The 22,336-nt window shown below is 68.4% G+C and carries 22 protein-coding genes; 9 read left to right on the top strand and 13 right to left on the bottom strand.

The window, feature by feature from the left end; genetic code table 11:
* Positions 1-217 precede the first annotated feature (217 nt).
* From TMZ1T_RS13665 to TMZ1T_RS13655, 3 genes are all read right to left on the bottom strand, one after another.
* Positions 218-2,446: a TonB-dependent receptor family protein gene (locus TMZ1T_RS13665; protein WP_012585721.1), complete on the bottom strand. Its 2,229-nt coding sequence runs from the start codon at positions 2,444-2,446 to the stop codon at positions 218-220.
* Between the two features lie 147 nt (positions 2,447-2,593).
* Positions 2,594-3,427 carry a metallophosphoesterase family protein gene (locus tag TMZ1T_RS13660; RefSeq protein ID WP_012585720.1) on the bottom strand — a complete coding sequence of 278 codons (834 nt, stop codon included), beginning with the start codon at positions 3,425-3,427 and terminating at the stop codon, positions 2,594-2,596.
* A 10-nt stretch (positions 3,428-3,437) separates the two neighbouring features.
* Entirely contained in the window at positions 3,438-4,469 is a 1,032-nt protein-coding gene (locus TMZ1T_RS13655) for a diacylglycerol/lipid kinase family protein (RefSeq protein WP_004306492.1), read from the bottom strand.
* A gap of 272 nt (positions 4,470-4,741) precedes the next feature.
* Here TMZ1T_RS13655 and TMZ1T_RS13650 point away from each other — a divergent pair, with 272 nt between their 5' ends.
* Positions 4,742-5,413, top strand: coding sequence for an exopolysaccharide biosynthesis protein (locus TMZ1T_RS13650; protein WP_012585719.1), 672 nt, complete (start codon positions 4,742-4,744; stop codon positions 5,411-5,413).
* 382 nt (positions 5,414-5,795) lie between these two features.
* Here TMZ1T_RS13650 and TMZ1T_RS13645 read toward each other — a convergent pair whose 3' ends face one another.
* From TMZ1T_RS13645 to TMZ1T_RS21160, 3 genes are all read right to left on the bottom strand, one after another.
* The gene (locus tag TMZ1T_RS13645; RefSeq protein WP_012585718.1) at positions 5,796-6,284 is read right to left on the bottom strand and encodes a hypothetical protein; all 489 of its coding nucleotides are present in this window, start codon (positions 6,282-6,284) and stop codon (positions 5,796-5,798) included.
* A gap of 40 nt (positions 6,285-6,324) precedes the next feature.
* Positions 6,325-6,654 (bottom strand): hypothetical protein, encoded by a 330-nt coding sequence (locus tag TMZ1T_RS21165; RefSeq protein ID WP_012585717.1) that lies wholly within the window; start codon positions 6,652-6,654, stop codon positions 6,325-6,327.
* A 141-nt stretch (positions 6,655-6,795) separates the two neighbouring features.
* Positions 6,796-7,110 carry a hypothetical protein gene (locus TMZ1T_RS21160; protein ID WP_144312173.1) on the bottom strand — a complete coding sequence of 105 codons (315 nt, stop codon included), beginning with the start codon at positions 7,108-7,110 and terminating at the stop codon, positions 6,796-6,798.
* Positions 7,111-7,358: 248 nt separating this feature from the next.
* Here TMZ1T_RS21160 and TMZ1T_RS13640 point away from each other — a divergent pair, with 248 nt between their 5' ends.
* Both TMZ1T_RS13640 and TMZ1T_RS13635 read left to right on the top strand, forming a co-directional pair.
* Entirely contained in the window at positions 7,359-8,684 is a 1,326-nt protein-coding gene (locus tag TMZ1T_RS13640; protein WP_004265459.1) for an ISL3 family transposase, read from the top strand.
* An 805-nt stretch (positions 8,685-9,489) separates the two neighbouring features.
* On the top strand, positions 9,490-10,851 hold the full coding sequence (locus tag TMZ1T_RS13635) for an IS1380 family transposase (protein WP_004357889.1): 1,362 nt from the start codon (positions 9,490-9,492) through the stop codon (positions 10,849-10,851).
* 172 nt (positions 10,852-11,023) lie between these two features.
* Here the strand turns inward: TMZ1T_RS13635 and TMZ1T_RS21150 are convergent, their stop codons facing one another.
* From TMZ1T_RS21150 to TMZ1T_RS13630, 3 genes are all read right to left on the bottom strand, one after another.
* The gene (locus TMZ1T_RS21150; RefSeq protein WP_012585715.1) at positions 11,024-11,437 is read right to left on the bottom strand and encodes a hypothetical protein; all 414 of its coding nucleotides are present in this window, start codon (positions 11,435-11,437) and stop codon (positions 11,024-11,026) included.
* Positions 11,424-11,606 carry a hypothetical protein gene (locus tag TMZ1T_RS21145; protein WP_012585714.1) on the bottom strand — a complete coding sequence of 61 codons (183 nt, stop codon included), beginning with the start codon at positions 11,604-11,606 and terminating at the stop codon, positions 11,424-11,426. The genes TMZ1T_RS21150 and TMZ1T_RS21145 overlap by 14 nt, the downstream gene beginning before the upstream one ends.
* A 639-nt stretch (positions 11,607-12,245) precedes the next feature.
* Positions 12,246-13,157 carry a DUF808 domain-containing protein gene (locus TMZ1T_RS13630; protein ID WP_012585713.1) on the bottom strand — a complete coding sequence of 304 codons (912 nt, stop codon included), beginning with the start codon at positions 13,155-13,157 and terminating at the stop codon, positions 12,246-12,248.
* 111 nt (positions 13,158-13,268) lie between these two features.
* On the opposite strand from TMZ1T_RS13630, the gene TMZ1T_RS13625 reads away from it, so the two are divergent.
* Positions 13,269-13,811, top strand: coding sequence for a class I SAM-dependent methyltransferase (locus TMZ1T_RS13625; protein ID WP_012585712.1), 543 nt, complete (start codon positions 13,269-13,271; stop codon positions 13,809-13,811).
* An 81-nt stretch (positions 13,812-13,892) separates the two neighbouring features.
* Here the strand turns inward: TMZ1T_RS13625 and TMZ1T_RS13620 are convergent, their stop codons facing one another.
* The 4 genes from TMZ1T_RS13620 to TMZ1T_RS13605 all read right to left on the bottom strand — a co-directional run bounded on the left by TMZ1T_RS13620 (position 13,893) and on the right by TMZ1T_RS13605 (position 17,532).
* Positions 13,893-14,573, bottom strand: coding sequence for a transglutaminase-like domain-containing protein (locus tag TMZ1T_RS13620; protein ID WP_012585711.1), 681 nt, complete (start codon positions 14,571-14,573; stop codon positions 13,893-13,895).
* Between the two features lie 129 nt (positions 14,574-14,702).
* Complete coding sequence (locus TMZ1T_RS13615; protein WP_012585710.1) at positions 14,703-15,356, bottom strand: response regulator; 654 nt, start codon at positions 15,354-15,356, stop codon at positions 14,703-14,705.
* Positions 15,353-16,759, bottom strand: coding sequence for an ATP-binding protein (locus TMZ1T_RS13610; RefSeq protein WP_012585709.1), 1,407 nt, complete (start codon positions 16,757-16,759; stop codon positions 15,353-15,355). The genes TMZ1T_RS13615 and TMZ1T_RS13610 overlap by 4 nt, the downstream gene beginning before the upstream one ends.
* Positions 16,756-17,532, bottom strand: coding sequence for a sigma-54-dependent transcriptional regulator family protein (locus tag TMZ1T_RS13605; RefSeq protein ID WP_012585708.1), 777 nt, complete (start codon positions 17,530-17,532; stop codon positions 16,756-16,758). The genes TMZ1T_RS13610 and TMZ1T_RS13605 overlap by 4 nt, the downstream gene beginning before the upstream one ends.
* A gap of 312 nt (positions 17,533-17,844) precedes the next feature.
* Between TMZ1T_RS13605 and TMZ1T_RS13600 the strand changes: the two genes are divergently transcribed.
* From TMZ1T_RS13600 to TMZ1T_RS13580, 5 genes are all read left to right on the top strand, one after another.
* Positions 17,845-18,834: an ABC transporter substrate-binding protein gene (locus tag TMZ1T_RS13600; RefSeq protein WP_012585707.1), complete on the top strand. Its 990-nt coding sequence runs from the start codon at positions 17,845-17,847 to the stop codon at positions 18,832-18,834.
* The gene (locus tag TMZ1T_RS13595; protein WP_012585706.1) at positions 18,831-19,688 is read left to right on the top strand and encodes an ABC transporter permease; all 858 of its coding nucleotides are present in this window, start codon (positions 18,831-18,833) and stop codon (positions 19,686-19,688) included. Before TMZ1T_RS13600 ends, TMZ1T_RS13595 begins: the two co-directional genes overlap by 4 nt.
* A gap of 3 nt (positions 19,689-19,691) precedes the next feature.
* Positions 19,692-20,459 carry an ABC transporter ATP-binding protein gene (locus TMZ1T_RS13590; RefSeq protein ID WP_012585705.1) on the top strand — a complete coding sequence of 256 codons (768 nt, stop codon included), beginning with the start codon at positions 19,692-19,694 and terminating at the stop codon, positions 20,457-20,459.
* Positions 20,452-21,204, top strand: a complete 753-nt coding sequence (locus TMZ1T_RS13585) for an ABC transporter ATP-binding protein (protein WP_012585704.1) — start codon at positions 20,452-20,454, stop codon at positions 21,202-21,204. Before TMZ1T_RS13590 ends, TMZ1T_RS13585 begins: the two co-directional genes overlap by 8 nt.
* Before the next feature lie 77 nt (positions 21,205-21,281).
* Positions 21,282-22,271 (top strand): PQQ-dependent catabolism-associated beta-propeller protein, encoded by a 990-nt coding sequence (locus TMZ1T_RS13580; RefSeq protein ID WP_012585703.1) that lies wholly within the window; start codon positions 21,282-21,284, stop codon positions 22,269-22,271.
* Positions 22,272-22,336: the final 65 nt, after the last annotated feature.

Below are 22,336 nucleotides of genomic sequence, written 5' to 3'. Positions count from 1 at the left end.
GGCACCGCAAGCGCGGGTTTTTGTATCGCGGTCGATCGCGACTTGCGTCGCTCCTACGGCACCGCAAGCGCGCGGATTTTTGTATCGCGGCCGATCGCGACTTGCGTCGCTCCTACAGTGCCGTAGCCGCGCGGGTTTTCGTGGGAGCGACGCAAGTCGCGATCCGCCGCCGATCCGCGATGGCGGCGGATCGTCAGGAGTCCGCGCCGGCCGTCGCTCAGAACCGGTAGCTCGCGCTCACCCCGGCATACACGCTGCGCTCGGGACCGGGCTCGTAATAGCGCTTGTTGCTGTCGCCGACGATCACCGAGCCGACGTATTCGCGATCGAGCACGTTGTCCACCCGCAGCAACTGGCCGAAGGTCCACGGCCCCTGGCGTTGCTCGGCGGACAGGCGCAGATTGACGAGCGTGTAGGCCGGTGCGACGTGGTCGTTGTTGAGGTCGCTGACCTCGACCTCTCCGCGATGCAGCACCTCGCCCGCGAGCGTCACGCCCGGCGTGGCTTCCCAGGCCAGCTCGGCGAAGGCCGCGATGCGCGGAACACCCGGAATGCGGTTTCCGGCCGCCACGGTGGTCCCGCGGCTGCTGAACGCCTCGTCGTACTCGGCCTGCATCCAGGTCAGCGAGGCCCGCGCCGTCAGCGTGCGGGTCAGCTCGGCCTGAGCGGCCAGCTCGAGCCCCTGGCGCAGCGTGCGCCCGGCGTTCTGGTAGCTGGTCCGGCCGTCCTCCGAGGCCAGGACGACGATCTCGTCGTCGGTCTCGATGCGGAACAGCGCGGCGTTGATCCGCGCGTTGTCGCTCACGAAGGTCTTGATGCCGATCTCGGCCTGGCGGCTGGTGCTCGGACGCAGCCCGAAATTGAAGCCGGTGGTCGGGGTCGCGTACGACAGCTCGTTGAGCGTGGGCGTCTCGTAGCCTGCACCCACGCTGGCGTAGAGGTTGGTCGCGGGGCTCAGCGCATAGCTCACCCCGAGCGCCGGGGTGGTCTTGCTGAAGCGCACGCTGCCGCTGTCGTCGGGGTTGTCGGTCTTGATGTAGCGGTCTTCCACCTTGAACGAAACGCGCGAATGGCGGGCTCCGAGCGACCACTGCCACGGTCCGCTCTTCCACAGCGCCTGGACATAGGGGTCGATGCTGGTGATGGTGTCGAGCTCGTCGCGGCGCAGCGCTCCCTTCACCCCGAGCGTGCTGCCGACGAAGTTCTCGTAGCCGCGCCGATCGTCCTCGGAGCGATCGTAGTCGATGCCGGCGGTCAGGGTGAGCTCGCCGCTCCCCAGCGCGCGTTGCGAAATCCAGCGCAGGCCCATGCCGTGGAAGTCGCGGTCGAAGTCGACCACGCCGCCCGCATGGCGCGGGCTGGACTGGAAGCCCCTGGAGAAGGACTGGTACTGGGTGACCGCGCGGCTGCCCGCGTAGGCCGACACCTGCATGCGATCCTCGCCGAGGCGGCGCTCGTAGGTGGCCCCGCCCTGCAGGTGGTGGATGCTCTTGCGCGTGTTGTAGCGGTCCGCGTAGGAGCGCTTCGGCGTGGCGGGGTCGAGCGGATCGATCGTGAGCGACTGCGGATCGCGCTCGTAGGTCTCCCAGGTCACCCCCAGCGGATCCTGCGTCTCCGGCTGGCGCAGCCCGTTGGCCACCAGGGTCAGCGTGCTGTCCTCGTCCGGGTTCAGCGTCAGCTTGGCGAAGCCCTGGTCGCGGCGGGTCTTGCTGTGGTCGCGGTAGCCGTCGGTGTCGAAGCGCGAGGCGTCGAGCACGAAGCCCACGCCGTCCTTCTCGCCTTCGGCGCCGATGCCGAACTTGGTCGTGCCCCAGCTGCCGCCGAGCGCGCTCGCGCGCACGCGCGGCGCGCCTTCACCGGTGCGCGAGAAGAGCTGGATGACCCCGCCGGCGTGGTTGCCATAGACGGTGGAGAAGGGCCCGCGCATGACCTCGATGCGTTCGGCGGTGTCGAGGTTGAAGGTGGCGGCCTGGCCCTGGCCGTCCGGGTTGGTGGCGGGGATGCCGTCGGCGATGAGCTTGACGCCGCGCACGCCGAAGGCCGCGCGCGCGCCGAAGCCGCGCACCGAGATCTGCAGGTCCTGGGCGTAGTTCTGGCGATTCTGGATCACCAGGCCGGGCACGCCGGCGAGCGCCTCGGAAGCATTCACGCCGAGGTTTCCGGCCTGGTTGGCGCGCATGTCCACCGAATCGACCGAGTAGGGCAGGTCGAAGCTCTCGGTGGCGGTGGGTGCGCCGGTGACCACCACCGGATTGAGCGTCACCGCCTCCGCGGCCGCCGGCGCGGCCTGCTGCGCGCCGGCAAGGCAGGCGAAGCCGGCCAGTGCACCCGGAACGCCGAGGTGGAGCAGGGAGGCGAGCTTCTTCGCGCGCGGCGGCACGTGGCCGGCGATGGGGGCGATGGGGGCGATGGGGGCGGCAGGGACTGCGCGGTGCTCGGGTTTCACGGTGAGACTCCTCGGCGGACGTGACTTTCCGGAGGATTGTCACCGATCGTCGACGCTGCCCGCCTCGACGCAAGCTCCAGCGCTCCCTACAGAAAATCATGAGTCCTGCGCCCGTGGCCCCACGCGGCGCCCGCAGGGGCCTCGCGATCAGGGGCGTTCCGGGCGCACGCGCGTGACCGCCTTGCGGACGAAGCGTCGATCCTTGCGCACGAAGTCCCACTGCTCGACGAGGCAGCTTGCACCCTCCGCCGCGCCGTGCTGCGCCGGGGGCTCGTGCGCCCCGGCGGCCTCGCCCCAGCGCAGGATGTTCACCGAATTGGGCACCTCCGCACGCGTGCGCCACGAGACCGCGGTTCCGGCCTGGAGCACCCATAGCCGCCGTGCAAGACCGGGCGGTGCCAGCGTGTAGGGCAGATGGATGTGTCCGCCGAGGACGAGATCGGCCCCGGCGACCGACCACGCCCGCAGGGCAGCCTGGTGGCCGCGCACCAGATCGGCCCGGTCCCGCGCGCAGGACACCGCCGCGGGCTGATGCACCACCACCACGCGCAACTGCTGCGGACTCGCCGAGGCCAGCAGGCCTGCCACACGGTCGACCTGCGCGGCCGACACTTCCCCGTTCTTGTGCCGCCAGGCGCGCGTGGTGTTGACCCCGACGACCAGCAGGTCCGCCGACGCGTGAACCGGCTCGAGGTCGGCGCCGAACACCTCGGTGAAGCGCGCGTACGGGCGGGTCAGGCGCGCCCAGAGATCGAACAAGGCGATGTCGTGGTTGCCGGGCACCGCCAGGACCGGCGCCCCCAGTCGGTCGACGAAGGCCCTCGCCGCGCGGAACTGGGCGGGTCGCGCGCGCTGCGTGATGTCGCCCGCGAGCACCACCAGGTCCGGCCGCTGCTGCGCTGCGAGGGCGACCAGGGCCTCGACCACCGGCGGCTGCTCGGTGCCGAAGTGGGTGTCGGCGATGTGCAGCAGGACGCTCATGCCGCAGCCCTCATGGCCCGGCCTCGGGCGTGCCTGCCGGGTCAGGGGCCTGGAGCAGGTACAAGGGCTTGTCGAGCACGCGGATCTCGATGGGCGCGCGCATCCGCGCCACCTCGCCGTCGAAGGCCACCACGACCTCCCTGCGACCGGGCGCCAGCCTGGGCTTCACCACCATGTGGGTGAACTCGAAGCTCTCCACGCCGGCAGCTTCACCCAGCCGGCCCATCGCCCCATGAAGCATCAGCCCGAGCATCGACAGGGTGCCGATGGGCCGCAGCATCAGCGCGGCCAGGCAGCCATCGCCGGGCGTGCCGGCGAGGGTGTCCGCGGGCTCCGCGCCGAACTGCTGCAGCTGCAGCCGGTTGTTGCCGACGAAGAGGGTCAGCGTCTGCACGTCGCGAACGGTGGAGCCCGTCTCGATGTGCAGGCGCAGCCGGCGCTGCGCACGCAGCAGCGTCGCGCAGCCCGCGACGAACGCCACCCAGCGGCTGCGGCCGAAGCGGGCCTTGTACGCCTCGCGATCCTGCAGGAGTTCGGGATAGACGCCCAGGCTGGCATTGACCAGGAAGACGCGGTCGTTGATGGCCCCCACCTGCACCGGCCGCGGGCGCGCATCCAGCAACTGCCGCGCCGCGGCCGCGGGCTCGGTGGGGATGCCGTGCGTCCTCGCGAAGTAGTTGAAGGTCCCGTACGGGATGACGCCCATCGGGCAGCCCGCCGCGTGCGCGGCCTGGGCGACCGTGCCGAGGCTGCCGTCGCCGCCCACGGCGACCACCGCCGTGCCGCGCGCCAGCGCCGCCGCTGCGGCCTGGGTGGCCACGCGTGCCAGATCGTCCGGGCCGCAGATCAGCAGTTCGCCCCTGCGGCCGTGGGCGGCGAGGGTCGATTCGATCACGGCACGCTTGGCGTCGACGTCGTGCGCGCCCGCGGAAGCGTTGATCACGAACACCAGGGCGGACTCCGGGTCGAGACGCGGGATCGGCATCGCGGAGCGCCGTGCGCCGTCGGCGTCGATCGACGCGGGCTGGAAACCATCGCTCATGCTGCACCAGGTCGGCGAACGTGGAGGAGAGCCCCGCAGCGGGCGGGCTGCGGGCGAGGGGACCCCAACCGTACCACCAAAACGTTCTCGTGATCGCGGCCCGCAAGCGGCTCGCACGGGGAGTGCAGGCCGGCTCCGCGGCGGGTCGCGACGCGGGGGAACCGGCGGACGCCGGGACTGGTCCGACCCCACAGGAAAAACGTGAAGCACGCGTTCCCGCACAAGCGAAGACACCGTCGTGTCCCGTTCCGATCGATCATCTCCGGACCGTCATGGAAGACCAGGACCCCCGCGCACCACGTCGTCGAGCCGAATACCCCAGCGAGAAGCGCCGCGCGACCGTGCAACGGATTGCCGGGGCGCATCTTGCGTCCATGGACGGCACGATGGCGGATGCCCTCGGCCGCAGCAACCGGCAGCGGCTGGTGTGGCTGTCCTTGCTGGCGATGCCGCTCCTTTTCCCGGTCGCGCTCCCCGGCATGGCCTCGGTGGTCGGCGCCTTCTGCCTGCTGATCGCGTTCGGCCTGTGCATCGGCCAGCCCGTGCCCTTGCCGCGCTGGCTCGCCAGGCGAGAGATCGACGGTCGTGCCAGGGCGCTGCTGCAGCGGATGTTCGGCCGCGTCGTCGGCATCGTCGCCTCCCTCGGTCGCCCCCGCCTGCTGCGCCTGAGCGACCGGCGGGTGCGCGTGCTCAACGCGTCGATGCTCTCCATCGCCGGACTGTCGATGATGACGCCCGTGCCCATCATCAGCTTCGACAATGTGCTGCCCGCGCTGGCCATCGTGCTGATCTCCTGGGGGTTGCGCCTCCGCGACGGCCTGATGCTCCTGGTCGGCTACCTGGTCACGCTCGCGGCGGCGGCCTCGGTGCTGCTGCTGTGGTGGGGAGGCGCCGCCGCCGTCGCCGAATTGCTGTCGTGGGCGGGGCTCGCGTCCGGAGGCTGATCGCGGGAGGCGCAGCGGGGGACCGGGAAGCGCTCGGCAGCGCTTCATCCTCCGCCCGTCCGGCATCGCGGAAGGCATGCCGCGCGGTCGAGCGGCTCGCGTTTCATTTGTGCATCTGTTCGCGACCGGGGACGCGCGGGCGCTGCCCGAGGAGGTTTGCAAGCGCTAAGGCGGCTATCTGGTCTTCCGAGGCTCAGCCGGTTCTTAAGGGCGGCAGGCTCGTGCTCGGCCACTCCGGTCATCCAAGACTCGACGAATTTATCCGAGAAGGATGACGGCTTACAGGACTTGCGAATTTCCGTAGTCGACCCGTTGCAGTCACTGGAGTACGAGGAAAGCTGTCCTTCACGGTTTGAGCTAAGCGGGCCGCTTGCGCGAGGGGTTAAGCCTCACCGTGCGCACGCTCTAGTAATGCGGCCCAACCTTCAAAGCCGACCAGATGCTTGGGCCACAGGGCGCAGTGTGTTGACTGTGGATTCTTTGGGCGCCTGCCGCCCTTGTAGTGCTGCCGCAAAAGCTCCTGAAGATCGGCGACCGTGAGCGTGTAGAAGGCATCCGTTCCCGCAGAACGGAGTAGCACCAACACGCAAACGATTGACTGATCGATGCCCAGGCGCGGTCCGAGGACAGTCTGATAATCGTCCTTGATCTCGATTTGCAGAAACGAAGCCGCGTTGAACTGCCAAGACGGGCCATTGATGGCCTTCACCTGCACCGGAAATGCGATGCCTGTCTGAGTGGAAGCAAGCAGATCGAACTGAGGGACGTTTCCCGAGAACGGCGTGGCAATGATGTCCATACGCCCAAGTTCGGACGCGACAAGGTGCTCGCCGATCTGGCGGGTGAGTTGTGTGCTACGGCCGGTCGCCATGTAGTTACGTGAGGCCTAACTTGACGCTTCAGGACTTGATTCACTGCGCTTCATTGTAAGGGCCTTTGATTTGCCCGCTTTGACCGACAAGGAAGTCACCGTTGCATGTGGCGCAGTGGTAGACGCTTTGGCGGCCGCCTTGGATTCTGACGACCATAATAGTCGGAGGCCAACGACATCGGCACAGGGGATAACCTAATGCCTGTGCAGCTTGAGCTTCCGCTAATTTTGCTGTTGAGGCGGCCTTTTCCACAGCTTCCTCGGCTTCCTTTTTCTCCTTGCTGTCGGGAAGCAGGTCCTTTGCACTCCTGAAGGCGGAAATGGCAGTACTGAACGTTTCGAATGCTTCCTTTATCCCGTTGAGCTCCATCGTTTCTCCTTTGGATCGTTCTGGCTATCCGCCGAACTGAGCCCGCCACCCAAGAGTCCTCGTCGCTGCAGCTCGGTGAATCGTTTGCGACAGTCTTGAGTCTACCCACAGCAGTCACCGAAGCTCAAGGAAGGCTACCATTCAACGTTGCGCGTCAACCGCGCCACCCCATCTGCTTCGCCGAACTGACTGTAGCCACCTATTGGCGATTCCGCGCACAAACTGCTCGGCCTCCACCCTACTCATTGGATTATCGCTATTCAGCTTATGGTGGTGCGCATGCCTTGCCCAGTCGCCAGTAACGGCAGGATTATGAACGGCATCCTTGAAGCGATTAAACTGCTCTTTATCAATCTCAAACTTGGCTTGAAATGCCATCCTGTTACCTGGGTGTCCTTCGGCAAGTTCATAAATCTTATACAACGTTTCACCAGATGGATTTTCAATACACAGCAAATCAATTGCCTTCGTTGCCTTTGGGTCGAGAAAAGCCGGCTCGAGAAGAGCCCGTTGGCGCTCTAGTTCCGCCTGATATTGGCGTTCATTGTGTTCTTCGCGCCACTTGACTAACTCGTCGGGAGAAAGTCCGGCTCTATGCCCTTTCCAGTGGAAATTGACTCAACAACAAACCGTGTGATCGGTGGTACAACGCCCCGATCTTGACCGCACCCGCACCCGCACCCGCACCCGCACCCGCACAGACCATGAGCTCTCCGATCGAAGCCCTCTTCACCACCGCGCTCGGCCTGCAGCCGCCCTGGTACGTCGCCAAGGTGGACCTCGACACCGCGAAGCGGCGGATCGACTTCGAAGTCGAGCACGCCGGCAAGCGCGTGCCCTGTCCGGCCTGTGGGGCGGCGCATCAGCCGGTCCACGATCGAGTGCGGCGCAGCTGGCGTCACCTGGACTTCTTTCAGTTCGAGGCGTGGCTCCATGCCGACATCCCGCGCGTGCAGTGCTCGGGCTGCGGCAAGACCACGCAGCTGCCGGTGCCGTGGGCTCGCGAGGGCAGCGGTTTCACGCTGCTGTTCGAGGCGCTGGGCCTGTCCCTGTGCAGCGAGTTGCCCGTGCGCCAGGCCGCCGCCCAGATGCGCGTCGCGCCCAAGCGGCTGTGGGGGCGGATCCGCCATTACGTTCACGGTGCACGCGCTCGGGATGACATGTCGGGCGTGCGCTACGTCGGCATCGACGAGACCAGCGTCAAGCGCGGGCACGCGTACATCACCGTGGTGCATGACCTGGAGGCCAAGCGCCTGCTGTTCGCCACGCCCGGGCGAGACCACGCGACCCTGCAGGCCTTTGCCCAGGACCTGCGCGCGCACGGTGGCGAGCCGGAGCGGATCGAGCACGCCTGCATCGACATGAGCGCGGCCTACGCCAAGGGGATTGCCCAGGCGCTGCCCACGGCGCAGGTCAGCTACGACCGTTTCCACGTCGTGGCCCTGGCCAATACGGCGATGGACGAGGTTCGCCGCGAGGAGATGCGCAGCGCCGCAGCCGCGGTCCGCGCGGCGGCCGGTACGGGAAACAAGAAGACGCTGCGCCAGCTGTTGTGGGCGATGCGCAAGAACCCGCCGCAATGGACGCCGGCACAGTGCGACGCGATGAACTGGCTGCAGCGCTCGGGCCTCAAGAGTGCGCGGGCGTGGCGGATGAAGCAGGGCCTGCGGCTCGTCTACCGCGAGGCGGCGGCGAGCAACTGCGAAGAGGTCGCCCGCGGGGCCTTGATGAAGTGGATCAGTTGGGCCCGACGCTCTCGCCTGGAACCCTTCAAGCGGCTCGGCGCCACGGTCAAGGCGCATCTGGGCGGCGTGCTCCGCGGCATGCTCGACGGGCGCAGCAACGCCTACGTCGAGGCGATGAACGGGCAGCTTCAGCAGACGAAGACCGCCGCCCGAGGCTTCCGCAACCTCGACAATTTCATCGCCGTCGCCTACCTGCGCATGTCCAAGCTCGAGCATCTACCGAAGAACCCCATGGTGCCGGCGATCCCCCGCGAATACGGGCGCTACCGTCATGTTTGTTGTTGAGTCAATTTCCACTGGAAAGGGCATAGAGCCGAAAGTCCTCGTGGTGGAGAGATCGTCATCGTAGCAGTTCCGCTGGTCATCCTCATGACACATGAGGCTGCCTCCAGAAACGAATGACGTTGCGGTGGCGTTGCGGCGTAGTCGATCACTGATCCAAGCCTAAATTCTGGATCAATCTTCGCGGCCCCATTAAATGCTGATCTTATATCCTTAGCTATCGCATACGCATCCGCTGCTGTGTCACAAGCATCAATAGTCGGAGACGATATTTCTGGATATTCAATGCCCTGTATTAGATCGAAGCCTAGTCCTTTGAGAAGATCTGTTAGGTTCCTTTGCGCTAGGCTGGTCTTCTGAACCTCAACTGCCCATTTCATTACGGCATCTCCTATCTGGTCTCAGACATAATTGACGCATGGCTCTAATATGGTGACTGCGCTACTGTGCAACATTGACCGTGCCCCGTAAAAACCGAGCGCAGTCATCGAACCCAGAGGAAAGTTGTCGTTCAAAACGGGAATGAGGCGCGTAGCCCGGTTTTATCGCGGCGCATCCCCTCGACTCTACGATTGGACGTCTCGATTGGGGGAAACACTATGGAGCATCAGCAACGGTACCTATCGATGACAATGCGAGCAATCAACTTTCCGTCATTTCCGCTGTAGAGGTAGACGTACTGAACTCCGAGATCAATGAGATCCCTGGTTGCCTTACTCCTGAATCCGTGTTCGCTTAGCCGGAAATCCAGCCTAACGCATTGATGTAATTGTATAATTACGCATCCGAGCCTTTCACCCAACCGACCATGCCGCGCTTCGAAGTCAAGCAATCCGCCAAGCTCAATCTGACGTCCTACTCGGGCCTGGCGTTGATCGGGCAGTGCTGCCAGGCGGCACAGGTCGAGGCGGTGATCGACCCGAGGCTGCCGGTGTCGCAGGGTATGCGGAGCTCGGACCTGGTCAAGTCGGTGGTGGGGCTGCTGAGCCTGGGCAAAAGCGACTTCGAGGCGATCGAGCCGTTTCGCGGCGACCGCTTCTTCAAGGAAGCGCTCGGGCTCGCCAAGGTGCCCGGCAGCGTGTGGATGCGCCAACGGCTCGATGCCCGCGCGGCCGAGCTGCGCGAGCTGACCGACGAGCTGAGCCTGCGCCTGCTCGAGCGCACCGAGGCGCCGATCACGGCGCACAAGGGCTACGTCTGCGCCGATCTGGACACCTTCGTGATGGACAACTCCGACACCAAGAAGGAGGCGGTCAGCCGCACTTACCAGGGCGTCGATGGCTACACGCCGATCGCGCTGTACCTGGGCAACGAGGGCTGGAACCTCGGCCTGGAGCTGCGCGCGGGGTCGCACCACTCGGCGCTGGAGACCGAGTATTTCTTCGAGCGCGCGTTCCCGCGCCTGCGCCGGGTGTGTGCGGCCGATGCGAAGCTGCTGTGGCGGGCCGACAGCGGCTTCGACAGCGCCCGGCTGCTGTTCGCGCTGGCCGACGAGCGCGATCGCTGGGCAGCGCTGGGGCGTTCGTTCGACTACCTCACCAAGTGGAATCCGCGCCGTCAGGACAAGACCGCCTGGGTGGACCGGGCCGAGGCCGCCGGCGTCTTCGAGGAAGTGCGCGCGGGCAAGCGGGTGGGGCTGCTGGACCTGAAGATCGACCGTGCCTGGAAGAAGGCCAAGCGCACGCTGCGTCTGGTGGTGCGGGTGACCGAGCGCACGATCGACAAGAAGGGCCAGCACCTGCTGACCCCCGAGATCGAGATCGAAGGCTGGTGGACCAGCCTCGAAGTGGCGATGGCTGACGTGATCGAGCTCTACAAGCACCACGGCACGCACGAGCAGTTCCACTCCGAGATCAAGACCGACCTGGACCTCGAGCGCCTGCCCTCGGGCAAGTTCGACACCAACGACGCGGTCATGCATCTGGCCGCGTTCGCCTACAACTGCCTGCGCCTGATCGGCCAACTCGGGCTGACCGGCGAGCTCTCGCCGATCCGTCACCCGGCCAAGCGCCGACGCATCAAGACAGTGCTGCAGGAGGTGATGTACCGTGCGGCGAAGTTCGTCGAACACGCCCGCCGCCTGGTGCTGGACTTCGGACGCGGCGTCGCCGCGCATGTGAAGGTGTTCACCACGGTGCAGGCGCGACTGTGCGCGGTGGCTTCGCCGTGATGCAAATCCGACGGCCAAATTCTCCGAATCGAGGCCATTTCGCTGCGGCGAAAGGGCGACGGCCGCGTGGGAGCAGGAAAATGACGTAGCGCACCCCCCGTAAGCCCGGCTCGCCGGGCCTCCGGGCCGTGAAAGGACGGTGCTCGGGGCTGCGGTGAGCTGAGATTGGGAGTCAGGCAGCAGAAAAATCATGCGCTGGGGCTCGCGGAGCGGGTACGCGCTGAAGACAACACGGATTCAGGTTACTGCTACAAACCGTATGATTGAGATTCTCTTTGGTCGTCTGCACAAAGTGGTTTAGATCAACCTGAAAGGCTGCGTAGTTGACAAGGCGCATGTTGAACGTAATCGTCTTCTGTAAAGCAATTGCACTCATCGCGCGGGTTTCTTCATCAAGCTGTACCGGAGTTTGCGAATTTATCTCAGAAGCCATCTTTTTGAGAGTGACCGCGATGAATGCGTCTTGCTCCTGCTTCGACTCGAAGTTTCCGTTCTTGTCTAGCGCGGCAGCATTCGACGTGAAAACTACGGCCACCGCAGCAGCGAGTGCGTAACGCAGCGCCTTGGAGGGTCTAGTCATTGTCATGAGTGATTTCCTCCTTGGCACGACGAACAACTACATACTCGTATCCGATCGCGAATCCAAAAGTCAGCAGTAGTACAGGGAGTCCTTCGATCGAATACCGCCCGACGAGCCAGAGGTTGAACAGCAAAATTGCTCCACCGATGAAACGCAGCTTCGTTCGTGCATTCATGTCTTGGCGATCTCCAGAAATTCGTACTGAACAATGCGCAGAATAATGGGATGGTGGACCGTGACGCCCAGCTTTCTTGGGGGACGACTGAACCGGTTCAAAATAACGAAGATCCCATGCCTCGAGATTTTCTTTAGAAAATCGATTTATCGGCATGTAGGCCTCTTCAGCCCTCCATAACAGAGTGGCAAATCAAGCAACCAAGAAACGCGCCTAGCATACCGCATGCAGATGGCGGCCGTCCGCTTCTGGGCGCTAGCCCTCAGTGACGGCTTGTGGCCGGCTGCCGCTATTGGAAATAGCCTCCGCATAGCTGTCGTTCATCGCGGATTGAGGCAGTCAGCGAGCGTCGGGTCCGGCCGACGACCTGACCGACGCCCAACACCGCCGAGCGACAAGTTCCCGAGCGCTTATCCGCCCCTCACACTCATCCATCTTTCGCGACCACCGTGCCTCACCGTGGTCGCAATCCGCTATCGGAAACCGCCTGCGCATAGCAACCATTGATTGCGGACGCAGTTGCTCCCCGAGCGACCGCGCAGGCCGACGACCACCGGGCCACCGGAGCCCTCTCATGGTTCTCGTCGATCCCCAGGAGATCGCGCCCCACGGAGCCCGGCACCTTGCCGCGGCAGCCGCTCAGTGCGCGCCGCGCAGCTTCTGCACCACCATCACCGCCGCGAGCACGATCGCACCGGCGACGATGCCGACCCCCGCGCCCGCGCCGGTGTTGATCAATGCGCCGCCCACGCCGCCGAAACCCGCGGCGAAATGCTCCACCGCGTGCGCCGCCGTCGGCCAGCCGTGCAGCAGGATGCTGCCGCCGACCATGAACATCGCCGCGGTGCCGACCACCGACAGCGTCTTCATCAGCCACGGTGCGAAGCCCAGGATGGCGCCGCCGATGCGGCGGGTGAAGGCCGAGGCGCTGCGCTGCAGGTGCAGGCCGAGGTCGTCGAGCTTGACGATGCCGGCCACCAGGCCATACACGCCCACCGTCATCACCAGCGAGATGCCGACCAGCACCGTCACGCGCTGGCCGAGCGAGACGGCGGCCACGGTGCCGAGGGTGATCACCACGATTTCGGCCGACAGGATGAAGTCGGTGCGCACCGCGCCCTTGATCTTCTCCTTCTCGTAGGCGACCAGGTCCACGTTGGGGTCGGCCACCGCCTCCAGGGTCTCGCGGTGCTCGGCCTCGGCCTCCGCCTTCGAGTGCAGGAACTTGTGCGCGAGCTTCTCGAAGCCCTCGAAGCACAGGAAGGCGCCGCCGAGCATCAGCAGCGGGGTGATCAGCCACGGCGCCAGCCAGCTGATCAGCAGCGCCGCCGGCACCAGGATGGCCTTGTTCACCAGCGAGCCCTTGGCCACCGCCCACACCACCGGCAGCTCGCGGCTGGCCTGCACGCCGGTGACCTGCTGGGCGTTGAGGGCGAGGTCGTCGCCGAGCACGCCGGCGGTCTTCTTGGCGGCGACTTTGGTCATGGTGGCGACGTCGTCCAGGAGGGTGGCGATGTCGTCGATGAGTGCGAGCAGGGTGGTTCCGGCCATGATCTACCGTTGTTGGGAGGAAAGGCGTGATGGTGACAGAAATCCGCCGGGTGCCGGGCAGGTCCGCATGGCGCTACCATGGGCGCCTTGCGAGTTCGAGAAGGGGGGCCGATGCCGGTCGATCTGCTGTTCGCCATGCTGCGCAACCCCGCATCGACCGGCGCGGTGCTGCCTTCCTCGCGCACGCTGGCCAATGCGATGGCGGGCGCGGCGGTTGGCGCCGACACCGTAATCGAGCTCGGCGCCGGCACCGGCCCGGTGACCGAGGCCTTGCTGCGCCGCCTGCCCGGCGTGCCGCTGATCGCGGTCGAGCTCCAGCCCGCGCTGGCGCGGCGGCTGCAGGCGCGCTTTCCGACGGTCGATGTGCGCCAGGCGGCGGCGAAGGAGGTCGTCGATGGCCTGATCGAGCGCCCCGGCCGCCTGGTGCTGGTTTCCAGCCTGCCTTTCCGCTCCCTGCCCAAGGAGGTCGCGGCGGCGACGGTCGACAGCCTCTGCCGATTCCTCGCCCACGACGGCGAGCGCAAGCTCGTGCAGTTCACCTACCAGCCGCGCGCGCCGTTCGCGGTGCCGCGCCACCTGCGCTGGCAGCGCCGCACCGTGGTGTGGCGCAACACGCCGCCGGCGGGGGTGTGGGAGCTGCAGGCGGTGCGCTGAGGCCTTCGCGGCGGCAAGTCACCCGTGAAGCCGTGCCGTGTCCGCCACGCCGCCGCCCGGCGGTGCTCGCGCGGTGGCCGCTCAGCGGTCGACCATGGCCTCGTGCTCGAAGTCGCCCTTCAGGTCGGCCTCGGCCGCTTCGACCAGACCCGGGTGGTGCTCCCACATGTCGGCGACGAGCGCCTCGAAGGGGAAGTCGTCGAAGGTCCCGCGCTCCTTCACGTACTCCATGTGGCGTTCGTCGCGCGCGTTGTAGGGGTGCATCAGCGAGTCGTTGCGGCCGTCGAATTCGAGCGGATGGACGTCGAAGCGCTCGCACATCTGCAGGTTGAACGCCGGCGTCGCCTTCACCCAGCGGCCTTCCAGGTGCATGGCGACGTAGCCGTGCCAGCGATACACGTCGCCACCGACGAGCTGGCGCAGGCGCTCGGTGCTGAGGTGGTTGCGCACGTCGGCGAAGCCCACCCGCGCCGGGATGCCCGCGCCGCGTGCGACGGCGGTGAGCAGGTTGGCCTTGGGCACGCAGTAGGCGGCGCCCTCGATCAGCGTGCGGCTGGCGGTGAAGTACTCCTTGCGCATGTAGAAGCGGTAGGGGTCGTAGCGGATGCCGTCGCGCACCGCGTAGTACAGCTTCACCGCGCGCTCGACCGCATCGACCGCGTCGCCCACGCTCTCCTCGATGAAGGCGCGCACGCGCGGATGCTCGTGGTCGAAGTAATAACTCGGTGCCAGAAAGTCCTGCGGATCCTTCTCCTTGCTCATTCCCGGTTCTCCTCGGTGTGCCTGCGTTGTCTCGGGAATGTATAAGGGGAAGTTGACGTTCGCGTCAATATTATTTGCGCCGCACGGCTCGCCGCGATGTCTGCTCCGCGGGCGCCGACGCGCCTGTCGCTAGACTTCGATGAGGCCGCAGCGCACCGCGACGAGCGCGAGCTCGGCGGCGTTCGACACTTCGAGCTTCTGCTTGATGTGATACAGGTGGGTGCCCACCGTGCTCGGGCTCAGGCTGTGGGTCTCGGCGATCTCGGCCACGCTGCGCCCGCGCGCCAGCTGCAGGAAGACGGCGAATTCCTTCTCGGTGAGTGCCGCGACCGGGTCGCCTCCGCCGGCGAACTGCGCGAGCGCGAGGGCGGGCGCGATCGCCGGGTCGATGTAGCGCTGGCCGCGCGCGACCGTGGCCACCGCGTGCAGCAGCTCGTCCGGATGGGCGCGTTTGGACAGGTAGCCGCCCGCGCCGGCACGCAGCGCGCGCGCGGGGATCTGCGCGTCGTCGTGCGCCGACAGCATCAGCACGCGCGCCGCTGGGTGGTGGGCGAGCACGCGCTCGAGCGCGCCGAGTCCGCCGATGCCCGGCATCGACACGTCCATCAGCAGCACATCGGGGTGCAGCTGGCCGAAGGCCTGCACGGCCGCCTCGCCGCAATCGGCCTCGCCGACGACCTCGGCACCGGCGCCTTCGAGCAGCAGGCGGAAGCCCATGCGCACCACCGCATGATCGTCGGCGAGCAGGATGCGCAGGGCGTGGAGGGAAGGGGGCTTCATCATTGCGTGACCGGTAGGGGTTGCCGCAGAGCCTGCGGGAGACGGGCGCGCACGCACAGGCCGCCGGTGGGCGGGCTGTGCAGTTCGAGCCGGCCGTGGAGTTCGGCGAGGCGCTCGCGCATGCCGGCGAGGCCGTGGCGGCCGGGGGTGGGCTGCGGGCCCAGGCCGCGGCCGTCGTCGCGGACCTCGACCTCGATCTCCGCCTGTCCGTCGCGACCGCCGCCCTCGCGGCGCAGGCCGACGCGCACCTCGACCGAGCGCGCGCGAGCGTGGCGGGCGACGTTGGTGAGGCTCTCCTGCAGCACGCGCAGCACGGCGAGGCCGACGCCGTCGTCGAGCGGCTCGTCGCGAGCCTCGCCGAGGGGCTCGATCTGGCAACGCAGCGCGATGCCTTCGTGATGGCTGGCCCACAGCGCGCAGTAGGCCTGCAGCGTGTCCTCGATGCGCTCGTGCGCGGCCGGTGCGTCGCGGCGCAGGCGCTGCAGGATCGCGTGCACGCCGTCCTGCATGTGGCCGGTCATGGCGAGGATGGCCTGCGCGCTGCCGTGGATGCCGGGCTGTTCGGCGCTGCGCTGCAGGATGGCGCCGGCGATCGAGCGCACCGCGGTGATGCTCTGGCCGAGCTCGTCGTGGAGCTCGCGCGCGATCGCGCGGCGCTCCTGCTCCAGGCGGGCCTGGATGGTGCGCGCGAGGCTCTGGTCGGCCTCGAGGCGGGCGTTGGTGGCGCGCGACTCGTCCAGGCGGTCGGCGAGGCGGTTGTAGCTGCGCGCGAGGAGCGCGAGCTCGCGGGTGGCGTACTCCGGCAGGCGCTGGTCGAAGCGGCCGCGGGCGCCGTGCTCGAGCGCGACGTGGATCTGCTGCAGCGGCGCGAGCGCGCGCCGGATCGCCATGCGGGTGGCGAGCCAGAGCGCGAGCAGCAGCGCGCACGCCCAGCCGAGCGCGGCGACGAGATGGTCCCAGGCGTCGAGCACCGCGCGCGAGGTGTCGGGCGTCAGCACCACCTCCAGCGCGCCGGCGTCGAGCCGGCGCGCGCCGAGCTCGGGCGCGACGTGCTGCGCGAACCAGGCCGGCGCGTCGCGACCGGCCTTGTAGGGCGATTCGGGCGACACGTAGAGCCGCTCCCCGCCCGCGCCGAAGACCTCCAGGCGGTTGGCGCGGATGCGCCCGACCGCGGCGAGTCGGCTCAGCAGCCGCTCGCGCGCCTGCGTGTCGCCCTCGCGCGGCTCCGCCAGCACGACGACCAGCCACTGCTGTGCGACCCGGGTCGCCGCCTCGACCTCTTCGTGGATGGCCTGGCGCGTCTCGCGCATCCACACCGCCGCGCCCGCGCTCATCAGCACCGCGATCAGCACGGTGAGCACCAGGCTCAGGCGGGCCTGCAGGCTGGGCGTGCGCACGGCGTTCATGATGCGTGCCGGCGCAGGCTGGCCTGCGCGGAGAAGCCGCCGCCGCGGCGGTCGCGCAGCACGAAGGGCTGACGCAGGCCGAGCGCGGCGTAGCCGACGATGCCGCACCACTGGGTGGCGAAGCAGGCCGCGGCGCCGCCCGCACCGAAGGCGCAGGGGGCGAGCAGGGCGCGCGCGGTGTGGTTGGCGAGCAGGACCGCGCCTCCGGCGTCGAACAGCACCAGCGCCTCGAGCGGCGTGCCGAGCACGCTCGCGTAGCGGTGGAAGCGCAGCAGCAGGAAGCCCTGCGGCTCGGTCTCGATCAGGCGGTGCTCGATGAGGCAGGCGGCGGTGTGGAGCAGCGCGTTGGCGTGGCTCAGCCATTCCAGCGGGGCGGCGTCGGCGTCGAGGAAGCCGAGCAGGGCGCCGGCCGGGGGCAGGATCGGCACCGCGATGCCGAGCTGGCCGGGCGGCACGGCGGGGGCCTTGGTTCGCGGCGTGGCTGCCGACCGCGCGTGCGTGGCCAGCGCGCCGCTGCGCGCACCGATCGCGCGCAGCACCCCGCCCGCGCTGTCGGCGAGCAGTACGGTGATCGTGGGGCTGTCGAGCTGGCGGTGAAGATCCTCCATCGCCGGCGCCGACAGCGCGAGCAGGCGCTCGTGGTCGAGGGCCACGTCGGCGCCGCGGCGATCGCGCGCCGCGTCGTCGATGGGGTGCCCGACCGTGCGCGTCGTCGGCGCGCCCCAGGTGGGCGCGGGGGCAGGAGAAGCTGCGGGAGTCGGTAGGCTGGACATCGCTGTGGTGATCCTGGAGTCGCTGCGGCCGAGGCCGCCCGTGGCCACCCATGCAGGATTCGTGCCGAGGATGACGAAGGGGTGCGGACCGCTGCGGGACCTGCTTGCACGCAGATGCCGGCGTGCCGTTGTTGCGTCCCTGAGCAAGCTTGCTCCCAAACGGAACAGTCGCCGCTGCGCCAGTGCTGCTGCGCCGCGGGCAGTCATGTGCACCGGGGGGCGATGTCGATTGCTGGCACGGAACCTGCATAGGAATCGGCACAAAAGGCCTGCGCCCGTGCCCGGGCCATGCAAGACAAGGGAGGAGACCCCATGCTGCAGCTGTTCGCCCGCCTGATCGGCATCGTCCTGCTGGCGCTCGCCGCGGGCGGCGCCGCATTCGCCGCAGACCGGCCGGTGGTCCGTGTCGGCGTGCTGCAGTTCGGCACGGTGAGCTGGGAGCTCGAGACCATGCAGCGACACGGCCTGCTCGAGCGCGAGGGCGTGGACATCCGCGTCGTGCCGCTCGCGCTCAAGGACGCCGCCAACGTCGCCCTCCAGGGCGGCGAGGTCGATGTGATCGTCAACGACTGGCTGTGGGTGACGCGCATGCGCTCGGAGGGGGCGGATTTCGTCTTCGTGCCCTTCTCGCAGGCGGTCGGCGGCATCCATGCGCGTCCGGACGCCGGCATCGCCAGCCTCGCCGACCTGCGCGGCAAGCGCCTGGGCGTGGCTGGCGGCGCGCTCGACAAGAGCTGGCTGCTGCTGCGCGCGTATGCCCGCAAGACCGTGGGCGAGGACGCCGCGAGCTTCCTGCGCCCGCAGTTCGCCGCGCCGCCGCTGCTCAACGAGCTGGTGACGCGCGGCGAGCTGCCGGCGGCGATGAACTTCTGGCATTACGGTGCCCGCCTCGCCGCCGCCGGCATGCCCGAAGTGCTGGGCATGAAGGAGATCCTCGCCACGCTCGGCATCGGCGACGAGATGCCGCTGGTCGGCTGGGTGTTCGGCGAGCGCTGGGCGCGCGCCAACCCGGCGGCGATCGCGGGCTTCCTGCGCGCCTCCGCGGCGGCCAAGGCGTTGCTGCGCGAGTCCGACGCGGCCTGGGAGGCGCTGCGTCCGTCGATGCGCGCCGAGGACGAGGCCAGCTTCGTCGCGCTGCGCGAGGGTTTCCGCGCGGGCATCCCGCACGCATCGGGCGAAGAGGGCGAGCGCGCCGCCGCGCGCGCCTTCGCGATCCTCGCTGCGGAAGGGGGCGAGGCCCTGGTCGGGCGCGCCCGCGAGATCGCGCCGGGCACCTTCTGGCATGGAGGCGGAGGGCGGTGAGTGCGCGGCGCCTCGCCCCGCCTGCGCCCGCCGTGCCCGCGCGTCCCCAGGTGACCTCGTCGACCTCCCCGCACGAGCCCGCTGCCGCGGTGCCGCAGGGGGCGCTCGCCCGGCGCGACGAGGGGAGGCTGCGGATCGCCTCGCTGGTCGTCTTCGTCCTCCTGTGGCAGCTCGGCGCCAGCCTCGCCGACAGCCGCACGCTGCCCGATCCGCTCGCGGTGCTGGCGCGCATCGGCGCCGAGACGGCCTCGCTCGCGCTGCCCGGCCACCTTGCGGTGACCCTCGGCCGGGTCGCGGTCGCCTTCGCCGCGGCGATGCTGGTGGGCGCGCTGGTCGGCATGGCGATGGGGCGCTGGCGCAAGGTGGATGCCTTCCTCGACGCCTGGCTGGTGCTCGGGCTCAACATCCCGGCGCTGGTCACCATCATCCTGTGCTACGTGTGGTTCGGCCTCAACGACTGGGCGGCGATCGTGGCGGTGGCGATCAACAAGATCCCCACCGTCATCGTCACCGTGCGCGAGGGCGCGCGCGCGGTCGACCCCAGGCTGCTCGAGGTCGCGCGCGCCTACCGCCTGGGCCGTCGCACCACCTTCCTGCGCGTGTATCTGCCGCAGCTCGTGCCCTATCTGATGGCGGCAGCGCGCTCGGGCCTGTCGCTGATCTGGAAGATCGTGCTGGTGGTCGAGCTGCTCGGACGTAGCGAGGGCGTCGGCTTTCAGCTCAACGTCTTCTTCCAGTTCTTCGACATCACCGGCATCCTCGCCTACACCCTGGTCTTCGCCGGCGTGGTGCTGGCCGCCGAGGGCTGGGTGCTGCGTCCCCTCGAGCGCCTCCTCGGCGCCTGGAGGGCATGAACGATGCTGGACATCCGTATCGACACCAAGCGCTACCCCGACCGCGGCGGCCGGCCGCACCTGGCCTTGTCCGGCCTGCACATGCAGGTCGCGCGCGGCGAGTTCGTCTGCGTGGTGGGGCCCTCGGGCTGCGGCAAGAGCACGCTGCTCGCCATCGTCGGCGGGCTCGATCGCGCCTGCGCGGGTGAGGTGAGCATGGACGGCCGCGCGCCGGCCGACCTCGGCTTCATGTTCCAGGAGCCGCGCCTGATGCCGTGGATGAGCGTGCTCGATAATGTGCTGCTGGTGGTGCCCGACGGCCTGCGCGAGCAGGCGCGCGCGCGGGCGGTGGAGCTGCTGTGCGCGATGGAGCTCGGCGACGTGCTCGACGCCTACCCCGGGCGGCTCTCGGGCGGCATGATGCGCCGCGTCGCGCTCGCCCGCGCCTTCGTGAATGAACCCGCGCTGCTGCTGATGGACGAGCCCTTCGTGTCGCTCGACAGCCCGACCGCGAACCGCCTGCGTGCGATGCTGGTGGCGCAGTGGCGGCGCTGCGGCGCGAGCGTGCTCTTCGTCACCCACGACCTGCGCGAGGCGCTCGCGCTCGCGGACCGCATCTGCTTCCTGTCGCCGTCGCCGGGGCGGGTCGTGCTCGAGTTCGCGGTCGATCTGCCGCGCCCGCGCGATCCATCCGGTGCGCAGCTCGAACAGCTGCACGCAGAGCTGCTCGCCCGCCATCCCGAGCTGCTCGCCGGCCTGCCGGCGCTGCGCGAGGAGGCGGCCCATGACTGAGGCGCGCGAAGTGCTGCTCGAGGCGCAAGGAGTGCGCAAGGCCTACGGCGCGCGCCCGGCCCTGAAGGGCGTGGACCTGGCGGTGCGCGCCGGCGAGTTCGTCGCCCTGCTCGGGCCCAACGGCGCCGGCAAGAGCACGCTGTTCCAGTTACTGACCGGCCTGTTCGACGCCGACGCCGGCGAGCTGCGGGTGTGCGGCGAGGACATGCGGCGCACGCCGGTGCGCGCGCTCGGCCGCATCGGCGTGGTGTTCCAGCAGATGACGCTGGACCTCGACCTCAGCGTCGAGGCCAACCTCGTCTTCCATGCGCGCCTGCACGGCATCGGCGGTGCCGAGTCGCGCGTGCGCATCGCCGACGTGCTCGCGCGCGTGGGTCTCGCCGAGCGCCGCGCCGACCGCGTGCGCGAGCTATCCGGCGGCAACCGGCGCAAGGTCGAGCTCGCGCGTGCGCTGCTGCACCGGCCGGCGGTGCTGCTGATGGACGAGGCCACGGTCGGCCTCGACCCGGCCTCGCGCCGCCATCTGCTCGACGAGGTGCTGGCGCTGCGCGCCGCGGGCGTCGGCGTGCTGTGGGCCACCCACCTGGTCGACGAGGCCGAGGTCGCCGACCGCGTGCTGGTGCTCCACCGCGGCGAACTCCTTGCGGCCGGTCGCCCGGCCGAACTGACTCGGGCCGCGGGATGCACGCATCTGGCGGACGCCTTCCTGAACCTCACTGGCGCGCCGCAGGCGGCCGAGCCCTGAAGAATCACCCCCGGCAACTTGCCACCCACCGTCGCAGCGCAGACCGCTGTGGCAAGCATAAAGAGGAGACCTCCACCATGACCCGACCGAAGACCCCGATCCGCACGCTCGCCGCGCTCCTGAGCCTTGGCCTGTGCGCCGGCGCCGCGCTTGCCAAGGACACCGGCTACCTGTTCGTCAGCAGCGAGAACGACAACGCGGTGACCGTGCTCGATGGCAAGAGCTTCCAGGTCGTCAAGACCATCGCCACCGGCGAGCGCCCGCGCGACATGAAGCTCTCAGCCGACCGCAGCCAGGTGTTCGTCATCGCCAGCAACAGCGAGCGCGTGGACGTGATCGACATCGGCAAGCTGGAGGTCGTGCGCAGCATCGACGTCGGCGAGGACCCGGAGATGTTCGCCTTCGGCAAGGACGGCAGCCGCCTCTACGTCTCCAACGAGGAAGACGCCCAGGTCTCGGTGATCGACGTGGCCGCCAACAAGGTGCTGGCGAAGATCGAGGTGGGCGAGGAGCCCGAGGGCGTGCTCGTCGGCAAGGACGGCAGCCGGCTCTACGTCACCTCGGAGGTGGCCAACATGGTCCATGTGATCGACACCGCCAGCAACGCGATCCTCGCCAACGTGGTGGTCGGCAACCGTCCGCGCCGCTTCGCCGACACGCCGGACGGCGGCGAGGTGTGGGTCACCAACGAACTCGGCGCCTCGGTGACCGTGCTCGACGCGAAGACCAACGTGGTGAAGGAGACGGTCACGTTTGCGCCGAAGGGCTTTCGCAGCGACGACGTGACCCCGGTCGGCATCGCCATGACGCGCGACGGCAAGACCGCCTATGTGACCCTGGGGCGCGCCAACCACGTCGCGGTGGTCGACGTCGCCACCCGCAAGGTGCGCGACTACGTGCTGGTGGGCAATCGCGCCTGGGGCGCGACGCTGAACCGCGACGAATCGATGCTGGTGGTGGTCAATGGCCTGTCGGACGACATCTCGCTGGTCGACACCAGGACCAACAAGGTGCTGCGCTCGGTCCCGGTCGGCCGCGTGCCGCACACCGCGGTGATCGACGATTGAGCCCCAGGCCCCCCGCAATCGCGACTCGCGTCGCTCCTACAAGAACGCTTGGCGCCCGGGCTGGC

It is taken from the genome of Thauera aminoaromatica (assembly GCF_000021765.1).
GTDB classification, from domain to species: Bacteria; Pseudomonadota; Gammaproteobacteria; order Burkholderiales; family Rhodocyclaceae; genus Thauera; species Thauera aminoaromatica.
Note: the sequence above shows the minus strand (reverse complement) of the source record. Positions and strands in the feature narration are given on the sequence as shown.